Origin of the sequence: uncultured Parabacteroides sp. (assembly GCF_902493135.1) — a bacterium.
Lineage (GTDB): Bacteria > Bacteroidota > Bacteroidia > Bacteroidales > Tannerellaceae > Parabacteroides.
Window position 1 is genome coordinate 19,553 of the sequence record NZ_CABUOD010000040.1, and the last position, 25,835, is coordinate 45,387.

At 46.6% G+C, this 25,835-nt stretch carries 23 protein-coding genes and 1 pseudogene; 18 read left to right on the plus strand and 6 right to left on the minus strand.

Annotated elements, in window-relative coordinates:
* The first annotated feature begins 57 nt into the window (after window positions 1–57).
* From RDN79_RS15335 to RDN79_RS15345, 3 genes are read left to right on the plus strand one after another with little or no spacing between them, the layout of a single operon-like run.
* Complete coding sequence (locus tag RDN79_RS15335; protein WP_298552136.1) at window positions 58–720, plus strand: phosphatidylserine decarboxylase family protein; 663 nt, start codon at window positions 58–60, stop codon at window positions 718–720.
* Between the two features lie 9 nt (window positions 721–729).
* On the plus strand, window positions 730–1,434 hold the full coding sequence (locus RDN79_RS15340; protein ID WP_298552139.1) for a phosphatidylcholine/phosphatidylserine synthase: 705 nt from the start codon (window positions 730–732) through the stop codon (window positions 1,432–1,434).
* 52 nt (window positions 1,435–1,486) lie between these two features.
* Window positions 1,487–1,753, plus strand: a complete 267-nt coding sequence (locus tag RDN79_RS15345; RefSeq protein ID WP_298552141.1) for a DUF4834 family protein — start codon at window positions 1,487–1,489, stop codon at window positions 1,751–1,753.
* A gap of 5 nt (window positions 1,754–1,758) precedes the next feature.
* On the opposite strand, the gene RDN79_RS15350 is transcribed toward RDN79_RS15345, so the two are convergent.
* Window positions 1,759–2,202 carry a nucleoside deaminase gene (locus RDN79_RS15350; RefSeq protein WP_298552143.1) on the minus strand — a complete coding sequence of 148 codons (444 nt, stop codon included), beginning with the start codon at window positions 2,200–2,202 and terminating at the stop codon, window positions 1,759–1,761.
* The gene (locus tag RDN79_RS15355; protein WP_005644624.1) at window positions 2,199–2,426 is read right to left on the minus strand and encodes a hypothetical protein; all 228 of its coding nucleotides are present in this window, start codon (window positions 2,424–2,426) and stop codon (window positions 2,199–2,201) included. The genes RDN79_RS15350 and RDN79_RS15355 overlap by 4 nt, the downstream gene beginning before the upstream one ends.
* 70 nt (window positions 2,427–2,496) lie before the next feature.
* Here RDN79_RS15355 and RDN79_RS15360 point away from each other — a divergent pair, with 70 nt between their 5' ends.
* Genes RDN79_RS15360 through RDN79_RS15370 form a run of 3 tightly spaced genes read left to right on the plus strand, consistent with a single transcriptional unit; the run spans window position 2,497 to window position 4,013 of the window.
* Window positions 2,497–2,862 (plus strand): YraN family protein, encoded by a 366-nt coding sequence (locus RDN79_RS15360; protein ID WP_298552146.1) that lies wholly within the window; start codon window positions 2,497–2,499, stop codon window positions 2,860–2,862.
* Between the two features lie 19 nt (window positions 2,863–2,881).
* Window positions 2,882–3,238 carry an MmcQ/YjbR family DNA-binding protein gene (locus RDN79_RS15365; RefSeq protein ID WP_298552148.1) on the plus strand — a complete coding sequence of 119 codons (357 nt, stop codon included), beginning with the start codon at window positions 2,882–2,884 and terminating at the stop codon, window positions 3,236–3,238.
* Window positions 3,231–4,013, plus strand: a complete 783-nt coding sequence (locus RDN79_RS15370; RefSeq protein ID WP_298552150.1) for a biotin--[acetyl-CoA-carboxylase] ligase — start codon at window positions 3,231–3,233, stop codon at window positions 4,011–4,013. Before RDN79_RS15365 ends, RDN79_RS15370 begins: the two co-directional genes overlap by 8 nt.
* Here the strand turns inward: RDN79_RS15370 and RDN79_RS15375 are convergent.
* Entirely contained in the window at window positions 3,955–6,198 is a 2,244-nt protein-coding gene (locus RDN79_RS15375) for a GH92 family glycosyl hydrolase (RefSeq protein WP_298552179.1), read from the minus strand. The two genes, RDN79_RS15370 and RDN79_RS15375, sit on opposite strands and share 59 nt — an antisense overlap.
* Before the next feature lie 428 nt (window positions 6,199–6,626).
* Between RDN79_RS15375 and RDN79_RS15380 the strand changes: the two genes are divergently transcribed.
* The 5 genes from RDN79_RS15380 (at window position 6,627) to RDN79_RS15400 (ending at window position 14,777) form a co-directional block, all read left to right on the plus strand.
* Complete coding sequence (locus RDN79_RS15380) at window positions 6,627–7,196, plus strand: RNA polymerase sigma-70 factor (RefSeq protein ID WP_298552151.1); 570 nt, start codon at window positions 6,627–6,629, stop codon at window positions 7,194–7,196.
* Between the two features lie 224 nt (window positions 7,197–7,420).
* Window positions 7,421–8,362 carry a FecR family protein gene (locus RDN79_RS15385; protein WP_298552153.1) on the plus strand — a complete coding sequence of 314 codons (942 nt, stop codon included), beginning with the start codon at window positions 7,421–7,423 and terminating at the stop codon, window positions 8,360–8,362.
* A gap of 210 nt (window positions 8,363–8,572) precedes the next feature.
* Window positions 8,573–11,884, plus strand: coding sequence for a TonB-dependent receptor (locus RDN79_RS15390; protein WP_298552155.1), 3,312 nt, complete (start codon window positions 8,573–8,575; stop codon window positions 11,882–11,884).
* Between the two features lie 17 nt (window positions 11,885–11,901).
* The gene (locus tag RDN79_RS15395; RefSeq protein WP_298552157.1) at window positions 11,902–13,383 is read left to right on the plus strand and encodes a RagB/SusD family nutrient uptake outer membrane protein; all 1,482 of its coding nucleotides are present in this window, start codon (window positions 11,902–11,904) and stop codon (window positions 13,381–13,383) included.
* Between the two features lie 14 nt (window positions 13,384–13,397).
* Window positions 13,398–14,777 carry an FAD-dependent oxidoreductase gene (locus RDN79_RS15400; protein ID WP_298552159.1) on the plus strand — a complete coding sequence of 460 codons (1,380 nt, stop codon included), beginning with the start codon at window positions 13,398–13,400 and terminating at the stop codon, window positions 14,775–14,777.
* 102 nt (window positions 14,778–14,879) lie between these two features.
* Here the strand turns inward: RDN79_RS15400 and RDN79_RS15405 are convergent, their stop codons facing one another.
* On the minus strand, window positions 14,880–16,619 hold the full coding sequence (locus tag RDN79_RS15405) for a T9SS type A sorting domain-containing protein (protein ID WP_298552160.1): 1,740 nt from the start codon (window positions 16,617–16,619) through the stop codon (window positions 14,880–14,882).
* Between the two features lie 72 nt (window positions 16,620–16,691).
* Between RDN79_RS15405 and hflX the strand changes: the two genes are divergently transcribed.
* Both hflX and RDN79_RS15415 read left to right on the plus strand, forming a co-directional pair.
* The gene (gene hflX, locus RDN79_RS15410) at window positions 16,692–17,903 is read left to right on the plus strand and encodes a GTPase HflX (protein ID WP_186929603.1); all 1,212 of its coding nucleotides are present in this window, start codon (window positions 16,692–16,694) and stop codon (window positions 17,901–17,903) included.
* Complete coding sequence (locus RDN79_RS15415) at window positions 17,900–19,894, plus strand: DUF4954 family protein (RefSeq protein WP_298552163.1); 1,995 nt, start codon at window positions 17,900–17,902, stop codon at window positions 19,892–19,894. The genes hflX and RDN79_RS15415 overlap by 4 nt, the downstream gene beginning before the upstream one ends.
* On the opposite strand, the gene xerD is transcribed toward RDN79_RS15415, so the two are convergent.
* The gene (gene xerD, locus RDN79_RS15420; RefSeq protein WP_298552165.1) at window positions 19,891–20,796 is read right to left on the minus strand and encodes a site-specific tyrosine recombinase XerD; all 906 of its coding nucleotides are present in this window, start codon (window positions 20,794–20,796) and stop codon (window positions 19,891–19,893) included. The two genes, RDN79_RS15415 and xerD, sit on opposite strands and share 4 nt — an antisense overlap.
* A 308-nt stretch (window positions 20,797–21,104) precedes the next feature.
* Between xerD and aroQ the strand changes: the two genes are divergently transcribed.
* The 5 genes from aroQ to RDN79_RS15445 all read left to right on the plus strand — a co-directional run bounded on the left by aroQ (window position 21,105) and on the right by RDN79_RS15445 (window position 25,416).
* The gene (aroQ, locus tag RDN79_RS15425; protein WP_298552167.1) at window positions 21,105–21,539 is read left to right on the plus strand and encodes a type II 3-dehydroquinate dehydratase; all 435 of its coding nucleotides are present in this window, start codon (window positions 21,105–21,107) and stop codon (window positions 21,537–21,539) included.
* Window positions 21,540–21,658: 119 nt separating this feature from the next.
* The gene (gene pyk / locus RDN79_RS15430; protein ID WP_298552170.1) at window positions 21,659–23,110 is read left to right on the plus strand and encodes a pyruvate kinase; all 1,452 of its coding nucleotides are present in this window, start codon (window positions 21,659–21,661) and stop codon (window positions 23,108–23,110) included.
* Window positions 23,111–23,194: 84 nt separating this feature from the next.
* Window positions 23,195–23,818, plus strand: a complete 624-nt coding sequence (locus tag RDN79_RS15435) for an O-methyltransferase (RefSeq protein ID WP_298552172.1) — start codon at window positions 23,195–23,197, stop codon at window positions 23,816–23,818.
* Between the two features lie 14 nt (window positions 23,819–23,832).
* The gene (gene rbfA / locus RDN79_RS15440; RefSeq protein WP_298552174.1) at window positions 23,833–24,168 is read left to right on the plus strand and encodes a 30S ribosome-binding factor RbfA; all 336 of its coding nucleotides are present in this window, start codon (window positions 23,833–23,835) and stop codon (window positions 24,166–24,168) included.
* Window positions 24,169–24,180: 12 nt separating this feature from the next.
* Window positions 24,181–25,416 carry an FtsX-like permease family protein gene (locus RDN79_RS15445; RefSeq protein WP_298552176.1) on the plus strand — a complete coding sequence of 412 codons (1,236 nt, stop codon included), beginning with the start codon at window positions 24,181–24,183 and terminating at the stop codon, window positions 25,414–25,416.
* Window positions 25,417–25,548: 132 nt separating this feature from the next.
* Here RDN79_RS15445 and RDN79_RS15450 read toward each other — a convergent pair.
* Window positions 25,549–25,835, minus strand: a pseudogene (locus tag RDN79_RS15450) (hypothetical protein); the annotation flags it as partial.

Sequence of the window (25,835 nt, forward strand, 5' to 3'; positions counted from 1 at the left end):
CGGTAAAAATGAATATTTTTGCAAATTCTTACGATAAATACTCGATTGGATTAAAGAATGAAAGTACATAAAGAAGGAACAGGTCTATTATTAACGCTTTTCACGATATTCTTTGTCGTGGATGTTGCGCTGTATCATACTGTCGGTAGAAGTTGGGTATTCTATACCACGACTTTCGTCACCACAGTCCTGTTCTTGTTGGTACTTAACTTTTTCCGTAGCCCGTTCCGTCGTTTCCCGTTCGATTCGGAAGGGTTGGTGATCGCCCCGGCCGACGGTACGATCGTGGCGATCGAGGAAGTGATGGAGAATGAAATCCTGCATAGGGAATGCTTGCAGATATCCATATTCATGTCCGTTTTCAATGTGCATGCCAACTGGTTCCCGGTGAACGGGATTGTCAAGCAGGTGTCACACCAGAACGGACGTTTCCGCGCTGCTTACTTGCCGAAGAGTAGCACGGAGAACGAGCGTTCGGCTGTTGTCATTACAACCCGTAACGGGGTAGATGTATTGGCACGCCAGATCGCAGGTGCGTTGGCACGACGTATCGTGACCTATGCCAAAGTCGGTGAAAAGTGCCACGTGGACGAGCAGATGGGCTTCATCAAGTTCGGTTCGCGTGTAGACGTTTACCTGCCTGTCGGGACGGAAGTCCTGGTCGAGATGGATCAGAAGGTTACCGGTAACCAGACTCCGATAGCCCGTTTGGGAAAATAAGAGAAATAAATGAGCATCAAGAATAGTATACCTAATTTTGTTACCTGCTGCAGCCTGATATCGGGTTGTATCGCTTGTATTATGGCGTTAAGGGGGAACTTGCCGATGGCTACCCTGTGGATTGTCATTGCGGCCGTTTTCGATTTCGGCGACGGTTTTGCCGCACGCTCCCTGCACGCTTACTCTCCGATGGGAAAGGAGTTGGATTCCCTTTCCGATATGGTAAGTTTCGGGGTTGCTCCCGGAATGATTGTCTATTGGTTGTTGGAGCAGGCGTGCATGACGACTCCTGTTTTGGGAGAGGCGGCCGGTTATGTCCCGTATATGGCTCTGGTGATACCGGTCTTTTCCGGATTGCGCCTTGCCAAATTCAATATCGATGAAAGGCAGACGACTTCTTTTATCGGTATGCCTGTCCCGGCTCATGCTCTTTTCTGGGCGTCTATCGGGTATGCGTTCGATTCGGCCGTACCGGTGGACAGCATCGGGTTTATTGCCGGAACGATAGTTGTGGCGGTTCTGTTCTCGTTTTTGCTGGTGTCTGAAGTCCCGATGTTCTCATTGAAAGTAAAGTCGTTGGCATGGAAAGGCAATGAGTTTCGCTATAGTTTAGTAGCCGGGGCGGTGGCCTTTGTGGCTCTCTTTGGTGTTCTGGGCATTGCCGGAACAATCATTCTCTATATAACCTTGTCTTTTTTTAACAAAAGAAGATAAACAAGAGTTCGTATCTTTGTGTTTGTGTAATAAACCAACTAAGTGACGGAATATGTTTAAGTTTTTGTTTGTTATGTTCTTCTTCTTTATCCTGTTAGTTTTTCTAATGGGATTCTCTATCTTGCGTACCTTTAAAAATATCCTGTTCGGAAGCGGAAGTAGCGGAAAGAAGGGTGAACAACGCCGTCAGACAAGCGGTTACTCTTCCGACGCGCACAGCAACAGTTCTGCACGTGACGAATATGCTTCGCAGGCCTCCCGTAAAAAGATCTTTGCAAAAGAGGAAGGGGAGTATGTGGATTATGAGGAAGTAAAATAAGCTGTTCAGCGCTTGCGCTGAAAGAAGTTGCGCATTTCTTCGGCGCACTCGTTTTCGAGAACTCCTTTTTTGACTGTCGCTTTGGGATGTAAGGCTTTCGGTGCGTATTGCTGGAAGCCTCTTTTTTCGTCTGTCGCCCCGTAGACAATCTTGCTCAGTTGCGACCATCCGATCGCTCCGGCACACATCACGCATGGTTCCACCGTCACGTAAAGGCTGCATCCGGTCAGATACTTGGCTCCCAAAACACCGACAGCCGCCGTTATTGCGAGCATCTCGGCATGGGCGGTCGGGTCGTTCAGACGTTCCGTCTGGTTGTGGGCGCGGGCTATGATCCGGTTGTTGCATACGATAACGGCTCCGACGGGAACTTCTCCCTCATCGGCGGCTGCACGGGCTTCTATCAGCGCCTGCTTCATGAAATATTCGTCGTTGAACGGGTCGATCATCTTCTCATTTCGTTTTCGTTGAAAAGGGTGGGATAGTCCTCTTCCAGGGTTTTGAGTATGTGGGACAGGATGGTCTCGCGGTACCAGCGGGATTTGTTGATGATTTTATACCTGGCAAGATAACGTTCCACAGCCTTCTGCTCATCGTCGTTGAGCATGAAAGTGACCTTGTGCACGCGCGGGTGATTCGGCTGTGGAGATGAATATTTACGTTTCAGTGTCATAGTTTTGCAAATGTAAGGGTGAAAGCGCAAATAAAAAAGAAAAACGTTATATTTGTGCAAATTACATGGAATGGCTAAACGGAACGAAACAGGAAAAGACGGTGAATCGGTTGCACGTGCTTTTCTGGAAAAGCAGGGCTACAGGATTACCCATACGAACTGGCACTGGCATCATTATGAGCTGGATATCGTTGCAGTTAAGGATGCCTGGCTGGTAGTAGTAGAGGTGAAAACGCGTTCGGAAGATTACCTTTTGGCGCCGGAAGAAGCGGTCGATGCTCCCAAAATCCGCCGTATCGTGGCGGCAGCCGATGCGTATGTCCGCTTTTTCAATCTCGAACTTCCGGTCCGTTTCGACATCATAACCGTAATCAAAAAAGGAGAGGAGTTTGAAATAGATCATATAGAAGATGCTTTCTATGCTCCTTGCCGCTAATAAACCAATATAGAGCAGTATGAATATAGAAGAAGCCAGGGAATATTGCTTGTCGCTGAAGAATGTGACGGAATGTTTCCCTTTCGATGATGTTTCGCTGGTGTTCAAGGTGGAAGGGAAGATGTTCCTGCTCCTGCCTTTGGACGCAGTGGAACCGTGCGTGTCGTTGAAATGCAACACCGATTATGTCGAAGACTTGCGCGAACGATATACGGCAGTAGAAGGCGCCTATCATTTTAACAAGAAATACTGGAACACCATCTACCTCGGCCGGGATATGCCGGACGGCGAGATCAGGCACTGGATCCATCATTCTTATCGCGAGGTGATCGCCAAGTTACCGAAAAAAATAAGAGAAGCCTACGAAAATGAATAACGAAAACGAAACACCTAAGATCATCCGGCTTGACGAGACGGATTCGACCAATAACTACCTGCGGCAACAATGTGCAAAAGCCAGGTTGCCGGAAGGCAGCCTCGTCATAGCCGATTTTCAAACAGCCGGAAAGGGGCAGGTCGGAAACTCATGGGAGTCGGAAGCCGGAAAAAACTTGATGTTCAGCATTCTTTTGTATCCTGATTTTCTTCCCGCGAACCGCCAGTTCCTGATTTCCCAGATCGCTTCCCTGAGTGTGAAGGAGACGCTGGAGGGGGTTACGGATTCCGTCACGGTGAAATGGCCGAACGATATTTACTGGAAAGACCGTAAGATATGCGGAATGCTGATCGAGAACGATCTGTCCGGGCAGCATCTCTATTGTTCCGTAATCGGTATCGGGCTTAATATCAATCAGGAGGTATTCCGCAGCAATGCGCCCAACCCCGTATCCTTGACTCAGATTACAGGTAAGACGTATGACCGGGAAGAAGTACTGGCCCGCTTCCTGCGTATCTTCTTTCACTACTATTTCCTATTATTGCAGGAGAAAGAGGCAGAAATCCGCGCAGCCTATATGGCGGCCTTATATCATGGTGACGGTTATTATTCCTATATCGATGAAAACGGCCCTTTCGAAGCTTGTATCCATGCAATCGAACCGACCGGCCATCTGATCCTGCAACTCCGTAGCGGCGAACGGAGAAGGTATGCTTTTAAAGAGGTGACAACCGTTGTCCCCCGGCAAGACCTTCCGGCCGGTCTGTCATTGTGAACACTAAGGTTCCGCCATTCATGATATCCTTGTGGCTGATTGTAAGTCCGGTAACAGGTTTTCCATTCAGTTCCACCGATTTGACGTATGGGTTGGCTTTGGACAAACCTCTGGCTTCGACAGTGAAGGTCTTGCCTTCGGGAAGGGACAAGGAAACCTTTTCTATTTGCGGAGCGCCTAACACATATTCCCCGCTGATCGGGTTGACCGGGTAGAAGCCCATAGCCGAGAAGATATACCAGGCGGACATCTGACCGCAGTCGTCATTACCGCAGAGGCCGTCCGGTTTGGCCAGATAGAAGCGGTCGAAGATTTCGCGGATCACCTGTTGCGTTTTTTCCGGATGGCCGGCATAGCTGTAGAGATAGGCTACATGATGGCTGGGTTCGTTGCCGTGTGCATATTGTCCGATCAGTCCGGTTACATCGGAGACGAAACCCGTGTTTTCGGCCGTGCTTTCGAGGAAGAACAGCGAGTCCAGTTTAGTCACGAACGCCTCGTTACCGCCCATCAAGTCGATCAAGCCCTGTACATCGTGCTGTACGTGCCAGGTGTATTGCCAGGAATTGCCTTCCGTGAAGTCGCCACCCGAAGAACTGGCATGCGAGAGCAGGAAGGAATTGAACGGTGTGCGCCAGTTGCCTTTGGAGTCTTTTCCTCTCATCAATTTAAGTTCCGGGTCGAAGAGGTTCTTATAGAATGCAGCACGCTTGGAGAAATGTTCGTAATCTTCCGTCTTGCCTAATGCTTTTGCCATCTGGGCAACACAATAGTCGTCGTAAGCGCACTCCAGCGTTTTGGAAACCGATTCGGTATCAATGATGTCGAACGGGAAGTAACCATATTTCTCGAATGTCTCCCAATCGGAATTGAAGTGGCTGGTGGCGGCACTCGCCTTGACTGCCTGATAAGCCTCTTCCGCATCGAATCCTTTGAAGCCTTTCAGGTAAGCCTCCACGACTACCGGGATGGCATGGTTGCCGATCATACAGAAGTTTTCTTTACCCCACAACGCCCAGATCGGCAGGAAGCCCTGGAGTTTCTGGTGGTCGAGCATGGTCTGGATCATGGCGTCTACCTTGTCCGGATTCAGGATGGTGTACAGCGGATGTGCGGCACGGTACGTATCCCAAAGCGAGAAAGTCGAATAATACTGGCCTGTCGGAGAAGTATAGATGTTGTCGTCGATGCCGCGATAGCGTCCGTCGGTGTCGGCGATATTGTTAGGCTGCATCATCAAGTGATACATGGAGGTGTAGAAACTTGTCTTTTCATCCGTCGTGCCTGTGACCTGGGCACGGGAAAGAAGTGCTTGCCATTGGTCGCGTGTAGCCTGTCGGACCGCCTCGAAATCCCATGCGGGGTTTTCTTTTTGAAGGGAAGCGAGAGCGCCGTCGACGCTGACGCCCGATATGGCGACTTTCACCTGTACGGTTTCACCCGGTTTCGTGTCGAATTCGAGTACCAGGCGTTTTGCTTTTTCTCCTTTCTCCGCCGGAAGTTCTTCCTTGACCGTGTAAGGATGGTCGAATTTGATGACATAGAAATAGTGGCGCGTCACCCAGGCGCGTGTCTGGTTATGTCCGGTGATCGTCTGGTTGTCCGGCATTTCAAGCTCGGCTTCTAAGACATGCGTCTTCAGCGCTTCCTTGCTGCCGACCATACCGCGTTGCAGGTCGACCAACAGGCGTGCCGGTTCTTCGCTGTTGAATTTATAACGGTGGAGAGCCGTATGGGCCGTAGCCGTTATTTCCGCATCCACGCCGTAGTCGGACAAGGTGACGGCATAATAGCCCGGTGATGCCTTCTGGGTGGATTTGTCGTATTCGCTTTTATACGTGTTGTCTTTTATGTCGCCGCTGAACGGAAACAGCAGGATATCGCCCAAGTCCGGGCAACCCGTTCCATTCAAATGCGTCTGGGCGAACCCTTCGATAAAGTTGTCTTCATAATTATATCCCGAACAATACCTCCAGGAGCCGACTCCCGATTCGGGGCTTGCCTGTATCAGGCCGAACGGGGCGCAAGCTCCGGGGAACGTATGCCCGTTGTCCGCATTTCCGATAAAGGGATTCACATACTGGCAATAGTCTTCTTCGACATGGTCTTTTGTCTGGGGTACAGGGCTGCACGCACTGGCCATCCCCAACAGGAACAGTCCGATCACAAGGTCCTTGTCTTTCATCTTGTCCCGAATCTTCAACCGTTTGATCTGCAGGAAACGCAGCAGGCCGATAACAAGAACGGTCGCCGCGATCACCCCGAAATACTGCACATAATCAGGATCGGCTTGTTTGCCCGGCCAGCCGATTATACTCATAACGATCAGGTAAATCAATAGAACTGCGGTTGTTATATTTACTTTCTTCATTGCATTTTTAGTATTTAAATGCAAACTTAGAGAAAAAATATGATGTATGTTTATTATTCTTTCTATTTAACGGAGAAATACAGAGAAATGTCCGGATTGATAACCTGAATAATTCAAAATGCACAATCTCGCCATCGTTGATGTTCAGGTGGAGGTAGTGGTGGGAAAAGCGTTTTTAACTGAATAAATCTCGTGGAACAGATGAAAAGTTATATCTTTATCGGCGATTTGACAGTACATGTATGAAAGGCGGATCCGAGATATATTCTTTTAATCAGTTGTTTACTGACTATAAAAGTCGTTTTGTCCATTTTGCCAATACGTATGTAGGCGACACAATGATTGCGGAAGATATCGCGATCGAAAGCCTGATGTATTATTGGGAAAACAGAGGAAAACTTGCGCCCGGCTCGAATGTCCCGGCCTATGTCCTGACTGTCATCAAGCACAAATGCCTGAATTACCTGCAACGTTTGCGTACGCGGGAGGAAATAGTCGAATATTTGAAAGATTGCGACACCTGGGAACTGAACCTGCGTATCGCTACCCTTGAAGCCTGTAATCCTGAAAAATTGTTCTCCGACGAGCTGCAGGCGCTTGTCGACAAAACATTGGAAACATTGCCCGAACAGACGCGTGACATCTTTGTCCGCAGCCGCTACAACAACCAAAGCCATAAGGAAATCGCCGCAGCCTTGGGCATCTCGACGAAAACTGTGGAGTTCCACATCACCAAAGCCTTGAAAGTCTTGCGCGTAGCCTTAAAGGATTATTTCCCTTTACTGGCATTCTTCCCCAAATTCTTCTGCTGAAAGTTGCCTGCCGACAATTGTCGGCAAGCCTGCTCACAACTGTCGGCAAGCTTGTCGACAATTGTCAACAAGCCTGCTGACGGTTGTGGGCAGGCAGCTATCCGCCGGGAAAATTCCAACTGCCTGCCGGGGAAATCCCGAATACTTGCCGGTATTTTGAAAAAAGTCGCCTTTTCCGTTAGGGATATTTCCCGCTTGTTTGCTTTATTAATAGAAACGGAAAAATGGAAAAAGAAATACTATATAAATTCTTTGACGGAAAAGCTTCCCGTGAAGAGAGGGAAACTGTTCGTACCTGGTTGGAATCTTCTCCTGAAAACGAGCAAGAGCTTTTCAGGGAACGCGAGTTTTTCGATGCGATGATCCTGTCGGGCAGCACGAAGGCGGCCGTGACGGAAAAGAAATCCCGTCCTTTCTATCGGACTGTCTTGTTCGAAGCCATAAAGATTGCCGCCGTGTTTGCCATTGCTATCGCCTGTGGAACGTATTTCTATAAGTCGGAAATCAAGAAGATAGGCGAGGCAATGAATACGATTACGGTTCCTGCCGGCCAGCGTGCAAACCTGACTTTGCCGGACGGCACGAATGTCTGGCTGAATGCCCGTTCCGAAATGCGTTACCCTGCCGCCTTTACCGGTAATAAGCGGGAGATAACCTTGGATGGTGAGGCCTATTTCGAAGTGACTCACAAGGATGACAAGCCTTTTGTCGTCCGGACGAACAAATGTAATGTCGAGGTGCTGGGAACGAAATTCAACGTGGAAGCGTATAGCGACTCTGAGGATTTCTGCACGTCGTTGATGGAAGGTTCGGTACGGGTGTCGGAGAAGGAGAATCCGTCGGAAAGCCTGGTCCTGACGCCTAATCATCAGGTTTCTTTGGTCAACGGCCATTTACAGTCGAAACCGATTGCGGACTTTGATCCTTTTCGCTGGAAAGAAGGATTGATTTGCTTTAAGAATATGAACTTTAAGGAGCTGATGTCCCGTTTTGAGAAATGCTACGGTATACATATTATTATAGAGAACCCTCAATTAGCCGATTATATCTGTAGTGGTAAATTCCGGATATCGGACGGTATAGACAAGGCATTGCGTATTCTGCAAAAAGATGCCAAATATACGTTTGAACGGAACAAGGATGAATCGGTGGTTTACATAAAGTAATGTTTAATCTTAAAATAGAATGCCTATGATATACGAGAAAGGTTAACCTTCAATGAAAAATGCCGATAAATGTCCCCACACTTACCGGCATTGACTTAACACAATTATTTAACTGTATTAATAAACTTGATTTCCAAAGATATGAATAAAAAATCTTTGTCGATGTCTTATTCTGTAAAAAGACCTCGATGTAAACAATTTTTTAGAGTCATGAGAATAACCACCTTGTTATTATTCGTGTTCATTTTCTGTATGCACGCAGAAAACTCCAATTCTCAGAATGTAAATGTTACGATCAAAAGAAGTAACACCGAACTTGAGAATGTATTGAACGATATTGAGAAACAAACTGATTATCTGTTTATTTACAACAAGTTTGTGAATGTGGACAGAAAAGTGTCTGTTAACCTGAAAAAAGCCTCTCTGGAGGAAGTCTTGGCAAATCTGTTCGCCGGAACGGATGTGAGATACTCTGTCGATGGTTCGTATATACTACTGTCCGCAGGTGGAACGACCACTACTATCCCTTTGTCTGCACAGCAGGGCAAAACAGTCAGTGGCGTGATTACGGATATCAATGGTGAACCTATTATTGGCGCCAACGTGATCGAAAAAGGTTCGAAATCTGTCGGAACGGTAACGGATGTCGATGGCAAGTTTATGCTGGCGTTGGACAAACCTTCCGCCACATTGGTCGTGTCTTACATCGGCTACCTGACGAAGGAAGTGCCTGTCGGTAACCAGTCCGTCCTGAAGATCATCTTATCCGAAGATACCCAGAATCTGGAAGAAGTGGTTGTGATCGGTTACGGTTCGGTAAAGAAAAGCGACTTGACCGGTGCTGTCGGTTCCATCCAGGTAGACAAGGTGCAGGGTATCAGTGTGAAATCCGTAGACCAGATGTTGCAAGGACGAACTTCCGGTTTGTATATGGTGCAGAATTCAGGTATGCCGGGTGCAAGTTCCACCGTCCGTATCCGTGGCGGTAACTCAATTTCCGGCGGTAACGAGCCGCTATATATCATCGATGGTATGCCGGTTTATCCGAGTGCGGATGCAAGCCAGACGGCATTAAGCCCGCTGAACTCGATCCCGACATCGGATATCGAATCGATAGAAGTTTTGAAGGATGCTTCTTCGACCGCTATTTACGGTTCCCGTGGTGCTAACGGTGTTATCATCGTAACAACCAAAAAAGGTAAAGGTGGAAAAACAGCTGTTGCATTTGATGCTTACTGGGGCATTCAGAATATTTACAAGAAATATGACTTGTTGGATGCCCGCTCATTTGAGAAACTGGCAAATGAGGCATTGGTGAACTCAGGTGGTACGGCAATATATGACGAAAGTTTGATTCCGGAAACAACGGATTGGCAGGATTTGACTTCCAATAAGAATGCGCTGACACAAAACTACCAGTTGACGGTTTCCGGCGGTAATGACAAGACGACTTTTTTAACTTCTTTCAATTATTTCAATCAGGAAGGGGTAATCAAAGCATCCGAGATGAAGAAATATGCTTTCCGTGCCAATATCGACCATAAAATTTCTTCAACGATAAATTTAGGGTTGAGCTTGACGATGACGAAAGTCGACAATAATCGTGTCGGAAATTCTGTTTTGCAGTCCCGTTTGACTACTCCTCCAAATTTGTCGGTAAAGCAAGAGGACGGAAGTTATACGTTTAGTGATAATAATGGTGTCATTACATTCGATAACCCGGTTGGAATTATAAACGAAAAGGTTGCTTGGAACAATAGTTTTCGCACATTAAACACTGCTTTTGTAGAATGGAATATAATAAAAGGTCTGAAGTTTAAATCTTCGGTAGGTGTAGATATTAATTATTCTACGGCTAAAAATTATAATCCGCGTTCAGTTTACTCTGGCAGCCAAAAGGGAGGAGAAGCCGCGAAATATTCTAATAATACTTATACTTGGATAAATGAGAATATTTTGACATATACGAATACGTGGGATGTTCATTCTTTTACAGGAATGATTGGATATACGCAACAGCAATCGACTTATGACAATTTTAATGCCGGTTCATATGGATTTTTGAATGATAATTTGCAAATGAATAATTTAGGGGCAGGGACAACTTATACAGCGCCTAAATCCGAAGTGACAAAATGGGCTTTAAACTCTTATCTGGCCCGTGTTAACTACACTGTGAATAATAAATATTTATTGACTGCATCTATCCGTGCTGACGGTTCTTCTCGTTTCGGTTCGGACAATCGTTGGGGATATTTTCCATCTGCCGCTTTGGCATGGAGAGCTTCGGAGGAACCATTTATTAAGGACTTGAACATCTTTAGTAACTTGAAACCCCGTGTAAGTTTTGGTGTTACAGGTAACCAGGATGGAATTGGTACTTATCCAGCGTATGCCTTGTTGGGGTCGAACGGTTATGTGGCAGGCGATAATAAAGTGACAGGTTATTATCCGTCACAAGTTGCCAATACGAATCTTAAATGGGAAACGACTTCTCAGTTTGATGCCGGTATCGATTTCGGCTTTTTTAATAATCGTCTGACTGTAGTGATCGATGGGTATTACAAGAAAACCCGTGACCTGCTGTTGAAAGTGAAAGTGCCTGGCTCTTCCGGTTTCTCTACCGGTCTGAAAAATATTGGAGAAGTCGAAAATAAAGGTTTTGAACTGGCAATCAATGCTACACCGGTAGAAGGAGAGTTTACTTGGAATACAAGCTTAAACCTTACTTATAATAAAAATAAAGTATTGGATTTGGGTGATGTTTCATTTATTTATCCGAGCCAGCCGGGGCAGGATGAAACCGGAATACATTTGGGGCGTATCATACAGGTCGGACAGCCTTTAGGAACGTTTTACGGATATGTGTATGACGGACTTTTCAGCACGACGGATGATATAGCTTCTTCCGCCCAGCCGACAGCTAAACCGGGTGATATCCGCTATAAAGATATTAGTGGGCCGGATGGTGTGCCTGATGGAATGATTAATGACCTTGATCGTACGATCATCGGTTGTGCACAGCCAAAGCTCTTCGGGGGATTCAATAATACATTCTCTTATAAGAATTTTGATTTGAATGTAAATACGATCTTCACGATCGGAAATGATGTTTATAACGGAACGAGAGTTACTATGGAGAATATGCAGGGATCAACGAATATGTTTGCTTCAACAATGAATTATTGGACGCCTGATAATCAAAACGCTCCGTTGCCACGCCCGCTCCGTTCAAAGGCTGTGATGCGTGTTTCCAACCAATATGTGGAAAACGGCTCCTACCTGCGCTTCCAGAATATCACGTTAGGTTATAATGTGCCTGCTGAATTCTTGAGCTTTACAAAATATGTTTCGGGATTACGGGTGTATGCGTCTTTGCAGAATTTCTTTACGATAACAAGCTATTCCGGTGACAACCCGGAAGTCAGCAAGTATGGCCAGGATAACCTGGGAGCCGGATATGATGCATTCTCTTATCCGTTTGCAAAGTCAGTATTGTTTGGTTTGAATGTTAAATTCTAAAAGAGTCTAAGTAGTTTATGAAAAAAATAGCATTTATAATATTGAGTTCGGTCATGATGAGCTCATGTACGGACATGGATCTGATACCGGAGTCCAATTTGAGTCCTGAAAACTTCTTTAAATCCGAAGAAGATGCAACTGCAGCGGTCTATGGAACGTATTCGGTTTTTACTGATAATGATATCTATAATCAGTTTTGGGAAGTATTGCAAAGCCAGGGAACCGATGATTGCGAGTGGAGCGGTGGTCGCACAACGACCAATTTGGACAAGAATGCTTTGGATAAATTTGAATATGATGGAAATACGAATTTAGTTTATTCTGTTTGGATTAAACATTACATAGCTGTTAACCGCTCTAATTTTGCGATAGAAAATATTTCGAATATGGGGAGCGACCAGATAAAGGATGATGCCAGAAAGAGACTGATTGGGGAGGCTAAATTCTTACGGGCATTGGCCTATTTTAATTTGGTCCGCGTATACGGAGGAGTCCCTTTGGTCTTGAAGCAAACCACTTCGCTGGATGGCTTGGAAGTTCCCCGGAATACGGTTGACGAATGTTATGCACAGATTATTTCAGACTTGCAAGAAGCGAAATCTGTTCTTCCTGCTATCGGCCAGCTTCCGAAGGGATATTTAGGACGGGCAACGAAAGGTTCCGCATCAGCCATGCTGGCAAAGGTTTATTTGACTCGTGAAGATTACCAGAATGTAGTGAAGGAGACATCGGAAGTGATGCAGATGGGTTATAAACTATGGGATAACTATGCGGATAACTTTGATGTGGAAAAAGAAAACGGACAGGAATCCATTTTTGAAATCCAATATAAACGGAATACTCCCGGTGTGTCAGGCAGTAATTACAATGGATATTATCGTCCTCCCTTTGTCAATATAAATGGTTGGGTCGGATATGGAGATGATCCGGTGACGCGTAATCATTATGAATGTTACGAGGAAGGTGATTTACGTCGGGATGTAAATGTGCGTCTTTATACGAAGGAAGAGTATCCGAATATGTCTTCCAACTATGAGTTCCCTTGTTATGTAAATAAATTTCAAGATCCTTCGCCGTTGGCCGTACGATCTCAAGGAGGAGAAAATAATTATCCGATATTACGTTATTCGGATGTCTACCTGATGCGTGCGGAAGCTTTGAATGCGATTAATGCATCTGATAAAGAGGCGTATGAATGCCTGAATATCATACGTCGTAGGGCTTTCGGACTGAATATGAACGAGGCTTCTGCTATTGATATTAAGCCGGGATTGAGTAAAGAAGATTTCTTGGATGTAATTCTTTTGGAACGGCGTAAGGAATTTGCCTTTGAAGGACAACGTCGTTTTGATTTGGTACGTACGCATAAGTTGAAGGAAGCGATGATGGCGCAGAATCCTACTATTGGTGCTGTGGTAGAGGAAAAACATTATCTGTTGCCTATACCTGTGACAGAGTTGGATGCAAATAAGTTATTGGAGCAAACTCCGGGATGGTAAATAAGTAGTATTATATGAAGAGAAGAAATTTTATCAGAAACATAAGTTCTTTAGGCTTGGCATCTGTAGCGATGGGGAGATCTTTCGCTACAGAAAGTCCCAAAAATGGCAGTTCGCCGGGGAAATCGAAAATACCGGTGTACGATGATTGGGACGTAATAGTTGTGGGAGGGGGACCTTCGGGATGTGCTGCGGCTACGGCCGCGGCACGCGAAGGGGCCAAAACTTTGTTGATAGAAGGGACCGGTGCCTTAGGCGGAATGGGTACTTCTGGCTTGCTGAATGCGTGGTGTCCTTTTACGGATGGCGAGAAAATCATTTATAAAGGGATTGCGGAACGGGTGTTTTCCGAATCCAAGAAAGGTGTTCCCCATATTCATTATGATAATTGGGTACCGATAAATGGTGAATATCTGAAAGTCGTGTATGACGATTTGGTGACCTCCGAAGGGGTTTCGGTTCTCTTTTTCACAACAATGGCTGCAGTCGAAATGAAACGTAAAGGAGTTGTCGATGCGATAGTCGTTGCCAATAAAGCCGGATTGTCTACTTACAAAGCTAAAGTTTTTATCGACTGCACGGGCGATGGTGATCTCTCGGCTTGGGCCGGCGCTGATTTTGTGATGGGAGATGAAAGTGGTTCCGTACAGGAAGGTACTCTATGTTTTACCTTGTCGAATGTCGATCCTTATGAGTTTTCTTTAATAGGAAATGTTCATACCAGCCGGAAGAATGGTCCGATTCATTCTATTTATGGTAACCCCAAATATCCGTTGGTGAAGGATAAGCATATGAATGACAAATTGATCGGGCCGGGTTTCTTAGGATTTAATGCAGGGCATGTGACTGTTGATAGTACGGATCCTGCTTCTTTGACTGAAGCAATGATGAAGGGACGTAAGTTGGTTCGACAGTTGCATGAAGGATTGGTCGAATTTGAGCCAAAGTCTTTTGGCGCTTCTTTTCTGGCAGGTACGGCTAATTTGATGGGAATCCGGGAAAGTCGCCGGATAAAATGCGATTATACATTCACGTTGGAAGATTGGCTGGCTCGTAAGGAATTTGAGGACGGTATCGGACGTAACTGTTATTATATTGATGTTCATAAACAGGATGCGACTGTATATCCTCGTTATAAGAAAGGAGAATCTCATGGAATCCCTTTCTGTTGCCTGACTCCTGTGGGTTTGAAGAATGTAATGGTAGCCGGACGTTGTATCTCGACGGATTCCTACGCTCATGGCAGCCTGCGTGTGATGCCGCCTTCTTTGGTTACCGGCGAAGCGGTGGGTGTCGCAGCCGGCCAGATTTGTAAGTCCAAGTCTCCCGATGTCCACAATGTCGATATTCAGCAGTTGCGGAAACGGTTGAAGGAAGTGGGACAACTGATCTGATTCTGTCTGTTAGTTATTTTTTGAGAAGGTGTGCCAAACCGTCCTCTTCCCGTGCTTGACGCAGGGAGAAAGGGATTTTGACGCACCTTCTCATTCTATCGTTTATAAAAGGATTACTTTCTGGTGTTTTTGGTATTTTGCGGAGTGTATTTGTAGAATATACATTCCGGGTCTGTCGGTAATCCGAATCACCTGCGAACCTTGTCGTATTTCCTTTTGAAGCAAACATTGTCCCATCATATTCAATAGCCTGATATATCCTGTTTCCGGAATATTTCTCAGATATAGCTGTTTGTCTTTTATGAAGAAATGAAAATCCTTTGCATACGGATTCCCGATAGCTGTGTTTTGCTTGGCGGGATGAGGTTCGGCAATGCTTTCGTTTAAGGGAAAGTTTGTTTGGATTATCTCCATTGCTTTTGTGGATGTGTTGTTGGATGATACTTTCAATTCAGTCGGTGAAGAGGCTTTTATGAAGAAGGCGGCGAAAGGGGGGAGGGCATAGTTGCTGTTGAGGGAATAGGTTTTATAACCGCTCCCGTCATATATATAGATGTTCCCGTCCAAAGCGCTATTTTTTTCTATTTGTGATAATACGAGTGGGGCAGGGAATGGATTGCCGCACAAATACCAGCCATAGTTTTCTTGATTGTCTGAAGTTATGTCGGAGCCTAAAGGGATTGCACTAACTCCTGTATGGGCGAAATCTTCGGGAATGTCGCCGAGATGGGATGAAAAAGACAATGTTCGGTCTGTCGCTTTCTCATCTAATGCGATCAGATAACCTTTGTTCTTTTCAAACAGGGGGACGTTTTCGGGACGGATGGGTACGACTTCCCAGTTTCCGGCTGATTGGTTGGTCGAGGATCGTTTATCACCATTGTAAGACTGGACATAAAAATAGTTGCCCCCGTCGTTGGGCGTTGCATCCTTTTGTTCAAAACGGGGATCGATACCGGATGGGTAGACGTCGAAAGGAAAAGATATAAAATACCATTTACCGGCTTCTTCAAAAGTTTTATGGAGGGTGATACGGTCGGAAAGAAGTATCGTCCCTTCTGAATAGAGAAAGGCCTCGTTTTCGTATACGTCCAGATTCTGTAAGATAAACCGATTGCCCGGATTGATTTGCAGTGATCCGGAACAGATGGCGATATCTTTGCAATAAGTATCTGTCGTTATATTTACATCCCCTTTTATGAGTGCGTTTCTGTGGCGGAGTGGGGGAAGATGAGACCAAAGGGTCGTGTCGTTCCAGTTTCCGATACCGGAGAAGAGAGAATATGAAGGGATGTCACCGTATGTGTAAACGCTGTCAGTCATGTAATATCCACCTTTACTGCTTGATGCTTGGAGCGTTCTCAAAGAAATACTGCTTGGTGCTTTCCCGATAATGAGGGTATTGTATTTGAAGAAATCTTTGTCTGATGTTGATGTGTGACCAATCACCGTTTCATTCTGTTCGTTCCTGTATGTATCGAACAGTAAATTCTCCTTTGGAGCCAGGTTTAATCCAGCGACATGAATGGCTATTTTCACCTCATCATAGATGGAAGAAGAGATAGGTTGGAATGTCGTCCCTGAACCGACAGGAATTTTCATCGTGAATTTATCTTGGACGACAGATGAGTTCCCGTTTAAGGAGAAAATCCAGTTGTCCCATATAGATTTGCCGAACGTCTGCAACCTGAACGTGTCGGAGACAAGTATATTGTCATCGCTGTTTACAAAACTTTCCCATGAAGACGGATTGGAAACTTGTGCGTGGAGTTGATAACTTGCACCGAAGAATAAAATCTTTACAAGTGCACGGTGAACAAAGTGTATGACTTTCTTTTTCATAGTTACTACTATTTTGGATTGATATTATGGGTACAAATATACATAAATAATTGAATTTACTATCTTTGCCGTATGAAAGAATTTATTATATCTGAAGCACAGACAGAAAAAGCTGTTCTCGTAGGGCTGATTACTCCCGAACAGAATGAACAGAAAGTGAAGGAATACCTGGATGAATTGGCTTTCCTGGCCGATACGGCAGGTGTCGAGGCTGTGAAGCGTTTTTATCAGAAACTGGATTATCCGAACTCCGTGACCTTTGTCGGTTCCGGCAAGTTGCAGGAGATAAAGGAATATGTGGTGGAAAATGAGATCGGGTTGGTGATATTCGATGACGAACTTTCCGCCAAGCAATTGCGTAACATCGAGAAAGAGTTGCAGGTGAAGATTCTGGACCGGACGAATCTGATTCTGGATATCTTCGCCCGGCGTGCACAGACTGCCCATGCGAAGACGCAGGTGGAACTGGCTCAATATAAATATATGTTGCCCCGCCTGACCCGTTTGTGGACACACTTGGAGCGTCAGCGTGGCGGTGTCGGTATGCGTGGTCCGGGTGAGACGCAGTTGGAAACGGATAAGCGTATCATCCTGGATAAGATTTCCAAGCTGAAACGGGACCTGGTCGAAATCGATAAGCAGAAAAGCGTGCAACGGAAGAACCGCGGAAAGATGGTTCGCGTGGCCCTGGTCGGTTATACCAATGTCGGAAAGTCCACATTGATGAACCAGCTTAGTAAAAGCGAAGTGTTTGCCGAGAACAAACTGTTTGCGACGCTCGACACGACCGTCCGCAAGGTGATTGTCGACAACCTGCCTTTCCTGCTGTCCGACACGGTCGGCTTTATCCGCAAGTTGCCGACCGAGCTGGTCGAATCCTTCAAGTCGACTTTGGATGAGGTGCGTGAGGCGGACTTGTTGGTGCATGTCGTCGATATCTCTCATCCGACGTTTGAGGAACAGATCGAGGTGGTAAACCGCACCTTATCGGAAATCGACAAGACGGAGAAACCTATGATTATGGTATTCAATAAGATCGATGCTTTCACTTTTGTCCCGAAAGATGAAGATGACCTGACTCCGCGTACGCGTGAGAATATCGACCTCGACGAACTGAAACGTACCTGGATGAACAAGATGCAGGATAATTGCATCTTTATCTCGGCCAAGGAACGGACGAATATCGATGCGCTCAAAGCCTTGCTGTACGAGCGGGTGAAACAGATTCATATTACCCGTTTCCCTTATAATGATTTTCTTTTCCAACAATATGATGAAGAATGAGTGAAGGATATTTAAGGCATCTGCAACCGGAGGAAATTGTAGATTTGGAGATAAATGGTTGTACTGCGGATAATTGGGAAAACGTAAAGGTCGCCACTCCTTTTTATGCCGAACACGTTTGTAACGTTCATTTTTCAGGGAATGTGACATTGGGCCTTTTTGAAAAGGAGTTTACTCTTCCGGGAGGAGTGAAGAAACATAGTGGCATCCGGAATGCGACTTTGCATAATTGCGAGATCGGCGATAATACGTTGATCGAAAATGTGCATAACTATATCTCTAATTATTTCATAGGCGATGATTGCTTCATACAGAACGTGAATGTAATGTATGTGGAAGGAAGATCCTCTTTCGGGAACAATGTCGAAGTGTCCGTCCTGAATGAGACGGGAGGCCGTGAAGTGCCCATTTATAACGGCTTGTCCGCATCATTGGCCTATCTCATTGCTTTGTATCGCCATCGGCCGGCCTTAATACTGCGTTTGCAGGCTATGATTGCCGGCTTTGCCGATTTGCAGACCGGCAGCTATGGTTTTATCGGCAACCATGTGAGAATAATCAATACGGGGACTGTACGCAATACAGTGATTGCCGATTATGCGACGGTCGAAAACTGTACCCGTCTCGATAACGGTACGGTCAATAGCAATGAGAATGCCCCGGTGTATATCGGCGACAGCGTGATCGCAGAGGACTTTATCATCTCTTCGGGGGCCGTGGTGGCCGATGCCGCCAAGATTATCCGTTGCTTTATCGGGCAGGCGTGCCATGTGACGCATAACTTCTCTGCGCACGATTCGCTTCTGTTCAGCAACTGCGCTTTTGAAAACGGGGAAGCTTGTGCCATCTTTGCAGGGCCTTTTACGGTGTCGATGCATAAGAGCAGCCTGCTGATAGCCGGCATGTATTCGTTCCTGAACGCCGGAAGCGGCTCGAACCAGAGTAACCATATGTATAAGTTAGGTCCCATCCACCAGGGAATCGTGGAGCGAGGTTCCAAGACGACCAGTGACTCCTATATCTTGTGGCCTGCACGTGTCGGGGCTTTCTCTCTGGTAATGGGACGTCATCACCATCATAGCGATACGTCGGATATGCCTTTCTCCTATCTGATAGAGAAAGACGATGAGACTTACCTGGTTCCCGGTGTGAACCTGCGTAGCGTCGGTACGATCCGTGACGCACAGAAATGGCCGAAGCGGGATAAGCGAACCGACCCGGAACGGCTGGATATGATCAACTACAACCTGCTGAGCCCGTATACCATCTACAAGATGATGAAGGCTGTCGGAATCCTGAAGAACTTGCAGGAGTTGGTGGGCGAGACATCCGAAGTCTATTATTACCAGAATACCCGTATCAAGGGTTCCTCTTTGCGTACGGCCCTCGACCTCTATGGCATGGCGATCAATAAATTCCTGGGAAACTCCCTGATCAAACGCTTGGAGGGAACGGATTTCCGTTCTATGGATGAAGTCCGGGCGCAGTTGAAACCGACCTCTCCCGCCGGTCACGGGGAATGGCTGGATCTCTCCGGGCTGATCCTTCCTCGTGAAGAATTGGACGGGTTGATTGAGAAGATCGAGGAAGGCGAGATCACTTCGCTTGAGGCGATAGAAGAGTTCTTTGCTGCCATGCATTCCAATTATTATGATATGGAATGGACATGGGCGTACGATATGCTGGAAGAATATTACGGTGTGAACCTGTCGTCCATATCGGCAGCGCAAGTCATCGATCTTGTCCGCCGTTGGCAGGACTCGGTGATCGGTCTGGACAACCTGCTTTATAAAGATGCGAAGAAAGAGTTCTCCCTTACCTTCATGACCGGTTTCGGCGTGGACGGTTCGGATAAGGAGAAACTGGAAGATTTCGAAGGCGTGCGCGGAGCATTCGAGAGCAATCCGTTCGTCACGGCAGTCAAAGAACATATTGTTGTCAAAAGGGCTTTGGGAGAAGAACTGATCGAACGCATGGAACGGCTGCTCTAATCCCGCGGCTTGCTTCGTGGATGATGTTCCAGTATCTCCTTTCGTAGGAACTGGCGGTCGATATGTGTATAGATTTCGGTGGTGGTGATCTTCTCATGTCCTAACATCTCCTGGATCGCGAGCAGGTTGGCGCCACCTTCCAACAGATGGGTGGCGAAGGAATGGCGGAACGTATGCGGGCTTACGTTCTTTTTAATGCCTGCCATTTCCGTCTGCTGCTTGATGATATGGAATACCATGATCCGTGACAAGGCCGTTCCCCTCCGGCTCAGGAACAGGATATCTTCAAATCCCTTTTTCACCGCGACATGGTTGCGGTCATAGAGGTAGTTCCTGATCTCCTTGATGGCCGTTTCCGAGATGGGGACCAGGCGCTGCTTGCTTCCCTTTCCTTCCACCTTGATAAATCCTTCGTCGAAATAAACATCCGTGAAGCGTAGCGAAACCAACTCCGACACGCGCAGTCCGCAGCTATACAAGACTTCGAGCATCGCCCGGTTCCGTTGCCCCTCCGGCAATGTCAGGTCGATCGTGTCCAGGATGCTGTTTATCTCGTTGACAGTAAGAACTTCAGGGAGTTTCAAACCGATTTTGGGCGATTCTAACAATTCGGTCGGATCAGTTGTTATATAGTCGTCTAAGAACAGGAATCGATAGAAAGATTTGATCCCTGAAATGATCCTTGCCTGCGAACGTGGATGGATGCCGATATCACGTAAACGGGCAACAAACTGTTGCAGGTCGTCATACGTGACATCTGTATACTTCTTGCCTTCACTTTCGACAAAGTTTGTCAGTTTGTCGAGATCTGTCAGGTAAGCGTCGATAGAGTTGGCTGAGAGCGCTTTCTCTAAACGGAGATAAATTTTATACCGTTCTATTTTGTCATTCTCTTGGTGCATGTTTTGATTTATGATTTTAGATTTATGATGTATGATTGGCGGAAGGTGTTCGTGAGGGCTTTGGAAAAAGTTTCACGAGGCTTCCGGAGCTGAAACTAAAGTTTCAACTGTTCCCTTTGGACGAAACTAAAGTTTCATCCGGGGAAACTTTAGTTTCACTGGCGGGAAACAAAAGTTTCATGCCGATGAAACTTCCGGCAGGCGGGAACGAAGGCGGAATCATACTTCATAATTCATAAGTTTTTACTATCTTTGCCAGATATTTCCTGTCCGTAAAAGACAGGACAAAGGTAATAAATTACGGCAAAATGAAGAAGATTCAGATTATTAACGGCCCCAATCTTAATCTGTTAGGCAAACGCGAACCGACAGTGTACGGAAATGCTTCGTTTGAAGGCTATCTGGGTGAATTGCGTGCCAAGTATCCGCAATGTGAAATTGCTTATTTTCAGAGTAATGTGGAAGGCGAGATGATCAACAAGATCCATGAGGTCGGCTTCGATTACGACGGGATTATTATGAATGCAGGCGCTTATACGCATACGTCCATTGCTCTCCACGATGCGATAAAAGCTGTAACGACTCCGGTTGTGGAGGTACATATCTCAAACGTGCATGCCCGTGAATCTTTCCGTCACGTGTCCATGATTTCCGCCGCTTGCAAAGGAGTGATCTTGGGCTTCGGGCTGGATTCGTACCGGTTGGCGGTGGAAGCGGTGCTTCAATTGACTATTGACGATTAGGAAGAATTTTGTTTAGGTAAAAAGATGTTTAATAAAGGTTTGGCTCTTGGAGTTGAGGATTGGCTGTTTTTTAAATTGTCAATTGTCAATTGTCAATTGTCAATTTAAAAAAGGGTTATATGTTAAAGCATACGAAGATTGTTGCTACTGTTTCTGACCAGCGTTGCGAGGTCGAATTTGTCGACGCGTTGTACAAGGCCGGAATGAATGTCGTGCGCCTCAATACGGCTCACATGGCAGAAGAAGGTTTGACCAGAGTCGTGAATAATGTCCGTGCAGTTTCCGATCGCATCGGTATTCTGATGGATACCAAAGGCCCCGAAGTGCGCACGACTACTGCGCAGGCTCCTATCGGGTTCAAAACCGGGGAAACGGTTAAGATCATGGGAAACCCGGAAGGCGAAACCACGCATGATTGTATTTATGTCTCATACCGGAATTTCGCCAATGACCTGGCTATCGGTAGCGATATCCTGATCGATGACGGAGATCTGGAATTGAAAGTGATAGGTAAGAAGGAGGATTATCTGGTTTGTGAGGTCGAAAACGATGCTACTTTGGGCAGTCGTAAGAGCGTGAACGTGCCGGGTGTGCGTATCAACCTGCCTTCCCTGACAGAGAAAGACCGTAAAAACATCCTGTGGGCGATCGAAAACGACTTGGATTTCATTGCTCACTCATTTGTTCGTAACAAGCAGGATGTGATGGATATCCAACGTATTCTGGATGAACATAACAGCCCGATCAAGATCATCGCCAAGATAGAAAACCAGGAAGGTGTCGATAATGTGGATGAGATTCTCGAAGTCGCTTATGGCGTCATGATTGCCCGTGGTGACCTGGGCATCGAAGTGCCGGCGGAAAAGATCCCGGGTATCCAGCGTACGTTGATCCGTAAGTGTGTGGAAGTGAAAAAGCCGGTTATCGTGGCCACCCAGATGCTCCACTCCATGATCAACAACCCGCGTCCTACGCGTGCCGAAGTGACGGACATCGCCAATGCCATTTATTACCGTACGGATGCCCTGATGTTGAGCGGTGAAACGGCCTACGGCAAATATCCGGTAGAAGCCGTCCAGACGATGACGAAGGTAGCCCGCGAAGCGGAAAAGACGAAGCTCTCAGCCAATGATATCCGCGTCCCTATCGAAGGGAACGATCTGGATGTGACATCTTTCCTGGCAAAACAGGCTGTAAAGTCGTCCTCCAAACTGCATGTGAAAGCCATTATTACAGATAGCTATACCGGACGTACGGCACGTTACCTGGCTGCGTTTCGCGGCACTTCCACCGTGTTCTCGATCTGCTACAATCCCCGTGTCATGCGTATGCTATCTCTTTCTTACGGCGTATGGGCTGTTCACCAGCCTTATAACGACAGTCGTCGCGGCTATTTCTACGATGCGCTGAACGAACTGATCAAGAGCGGACGTATCACCCGTAACGACATGGTGGCTTACCTGAGCGGCAGCTTCGGTGAAGGCGGCGGTACGAGCTTCCTTGAGATTAACAATGTAGGGAAGGTGCTGGACGCCGGAAATAATTATCAGTTACCGACGTTTAAGGAATAAACAAAGATGTATGGTTTGTGATTTATGATTTATCTCCCAGCAGGCAAATCATAGATCATACATCATGAATCATGGATCGTAAAGATGACAATAGACGAATATATCCTTTCCCATAGCGACGAAGAGGGTGCACTGCTCTCGGCCCTGAACCGGGATGCGAATGTGAACCTGCTTCGTCCGCGTATGTTGTCGGGGCATCTGCAAGGGCGGATATTGAAGATGTTCTGCCGGATGCTTCGTCCTCGCCGCGTGCTTGAGATCGGTACTTATACGGGGTATGCGACGCTCTGTATGGCGGAAGGGCTGGAAGAGGGCGCTTTGATCCATACGCTTGAGATCAACGACGAGATGGAGGACTTCATCATGAAATATCTGAGACAGTCGCCCCATCAGGATAAGATACGGGTTCATTTCGGCGATGCACTCGAAATCATCCCGACGTTGGATGATACTTTCGACCTTGTTTTTATCGATGCCGACAAGCGGCTGTATCCGGAATATTTCGACCTTGTCTTCCCGATGGTGCGTCCCGGCGGCTTGATCCTTGCCGACAACACCTTATGGGACGGTCATGTGGTGGAAGAACATCCTACGGATAAACAAACGCTCGGTATTCTTAGTTTTAATGATAAAATCAAAGAAGACCCGCGTATTGAAAAAGTTATCTTACCTTTGCGTGACGGCCTTACAATGATCTGGAAAAAATAAAAAAGCAAGAAATTATGGAAAGTACAAGACTTAGTAAAATAGAACGTCTCCTGCAAAAGGAGTTGAGTGATATCTTTCAGAAACAGACACAGGCCATGCATGGTGTCCTGATCTCTGTCAGCGTGGTACGCGTAAGCCCTGATTTGAGTGTGGCACGTGCTTACCTGAGTATCTTCCCGTCCGACAAGTCGAAAGAAATGCTTGAGAATATCCGGGCGAATACGAAAGCGATCCGCTTTGACCTCGGACAGCGCATCCGGAAACAGGTCCGTAAGATCCCCGAACTGACTTTCTTTATCGACGATTCCCTGGACTATATCGAAAATATTGATAATCTGTTGAAAAAGTAAAAGACTATCGCGTTGAACTTCCCGTTTTATATAGCCCGGCGTTACCTTTTTTCGAAGAAATCCCACAATGCCATCAATATCATTTCGATGGTATCTGTCTGTGGGGTGGTGGTCGCTACAATGGCCTTGGTATGTGCGTTGTCCGTATTGAACGGGTTTGTCGGGCTGGTTTCTTCGATGCTCGGCAACTTCGATCCGGAGTTGAAGATTCAGCCTGTGCATGGAAAGGTTTTCGACCCGTCTCTTCCGGCTGTCCGGGAAGTGAAGGAGCTGCCGGAGGTCGCCTTGTTTTGCGAGGTGCTTCAGGACAATGCGCAAGTCCGTTATCGGGATCGCCAGATTACCGCTACGGTGAAAGGCGTAGACGATACTTTCGGGCAGCTGACGCGGATAGACAGCATTTTAGTCGATAGCCGGGAGGATACCTTTGTCCTGTCCGATGAAGTGGCCAATTATGCCACCTTGGGTGTCGGGACGGCTTTCTCTTTGGGCGTGCGCCCTAATTATGCCGATCCCCTGGAAATTTATGCTCCCAAAAGGAACGAGAAAGTCAATCTCGCCAACCCTGTCGCCTCCTTGAATTTGGAATATGCTTTTGTGGGCGGCGTTTATGCCACTAACCAGCAGATGTATGACGAGAACTTCATCCTGCTGCCTTTGCCGGTGGTCCGTTCTTTGTTCAGTTATGAGAAGGAAGTCTCGGCGATAGAGTTGTCATTGGTTTCCGGAGCGGATATCAATTCGGTCAAGAGCCGTATAAAATCGCTCTTGGGCGATAACTTTTCGGTCAAGGACCGCTATGAACAGCAGGAAGCCTCTTTCCGGATGATGCAGGGGGAGAAATGGATGATCTTTCTGATCTTGTGTTTCATTCTGATCCTGGCTCTGTTTAATGTGATCGGTTCGCTCTCCATGCTGATGATAGAAAAGAAAGAGGATGTCCGTACATTGCGGAATATGGGTGCGGACGACCGTCTGATCCGTCGTATCTTTCTCTTCGAGGGATGGATGATTTCCGGGCTCGGTGCTTTGATCGGTATTGTTATCGGCTTGGTCCTTTGTCTGTTGCAACAGGAATTGGGCATTATCAAGTTAGGCCAGGCGGCCGGTTCCTTTATCATTGATGCCTATCCGGTCCGTGTCGAAGCCGGCGACATCGTTATTGTCTTAATAACTGTTCTTTCCATCGGCTTCCTTGCCGCCTGGTATCCCGTCCACTACCTGGGGAAGAAGTGGCTCACCCGATAACCTTTGGAAGATAAGATATTACAAAAATATTATGGTACATCCGGTTCACATTTGGTAAGAAGTAAATCAAAATCAGCCGGAGTGTTTGAATACATAACGTCCCGGCTGACTCTGCTGATAAACACTGGTCGGTTATAACTCGTTAATTTCTTTCACCGACAAGCCGGTACATTGTGCAATCGTCTCGATATTGATTCCCTGTTTTTTAAAATTGGCAGCGATAAGACGTTGCTCTTCCGCTTTACCCACAGCTTTGCCTTCTATTTTGCCTTTTTCCATCCCGTCTTCGAAGCTGGTGTCGAGGGCGGCGGATAGGTCGCGTTCGACGGAAAGGCTCAGTTCGTATTCCAGGCGTTGGTCAGGGGTCATGCGCTCTACCTCCACGATGCTTTTCAGCTTGCGGAATATCTGATTGTTCA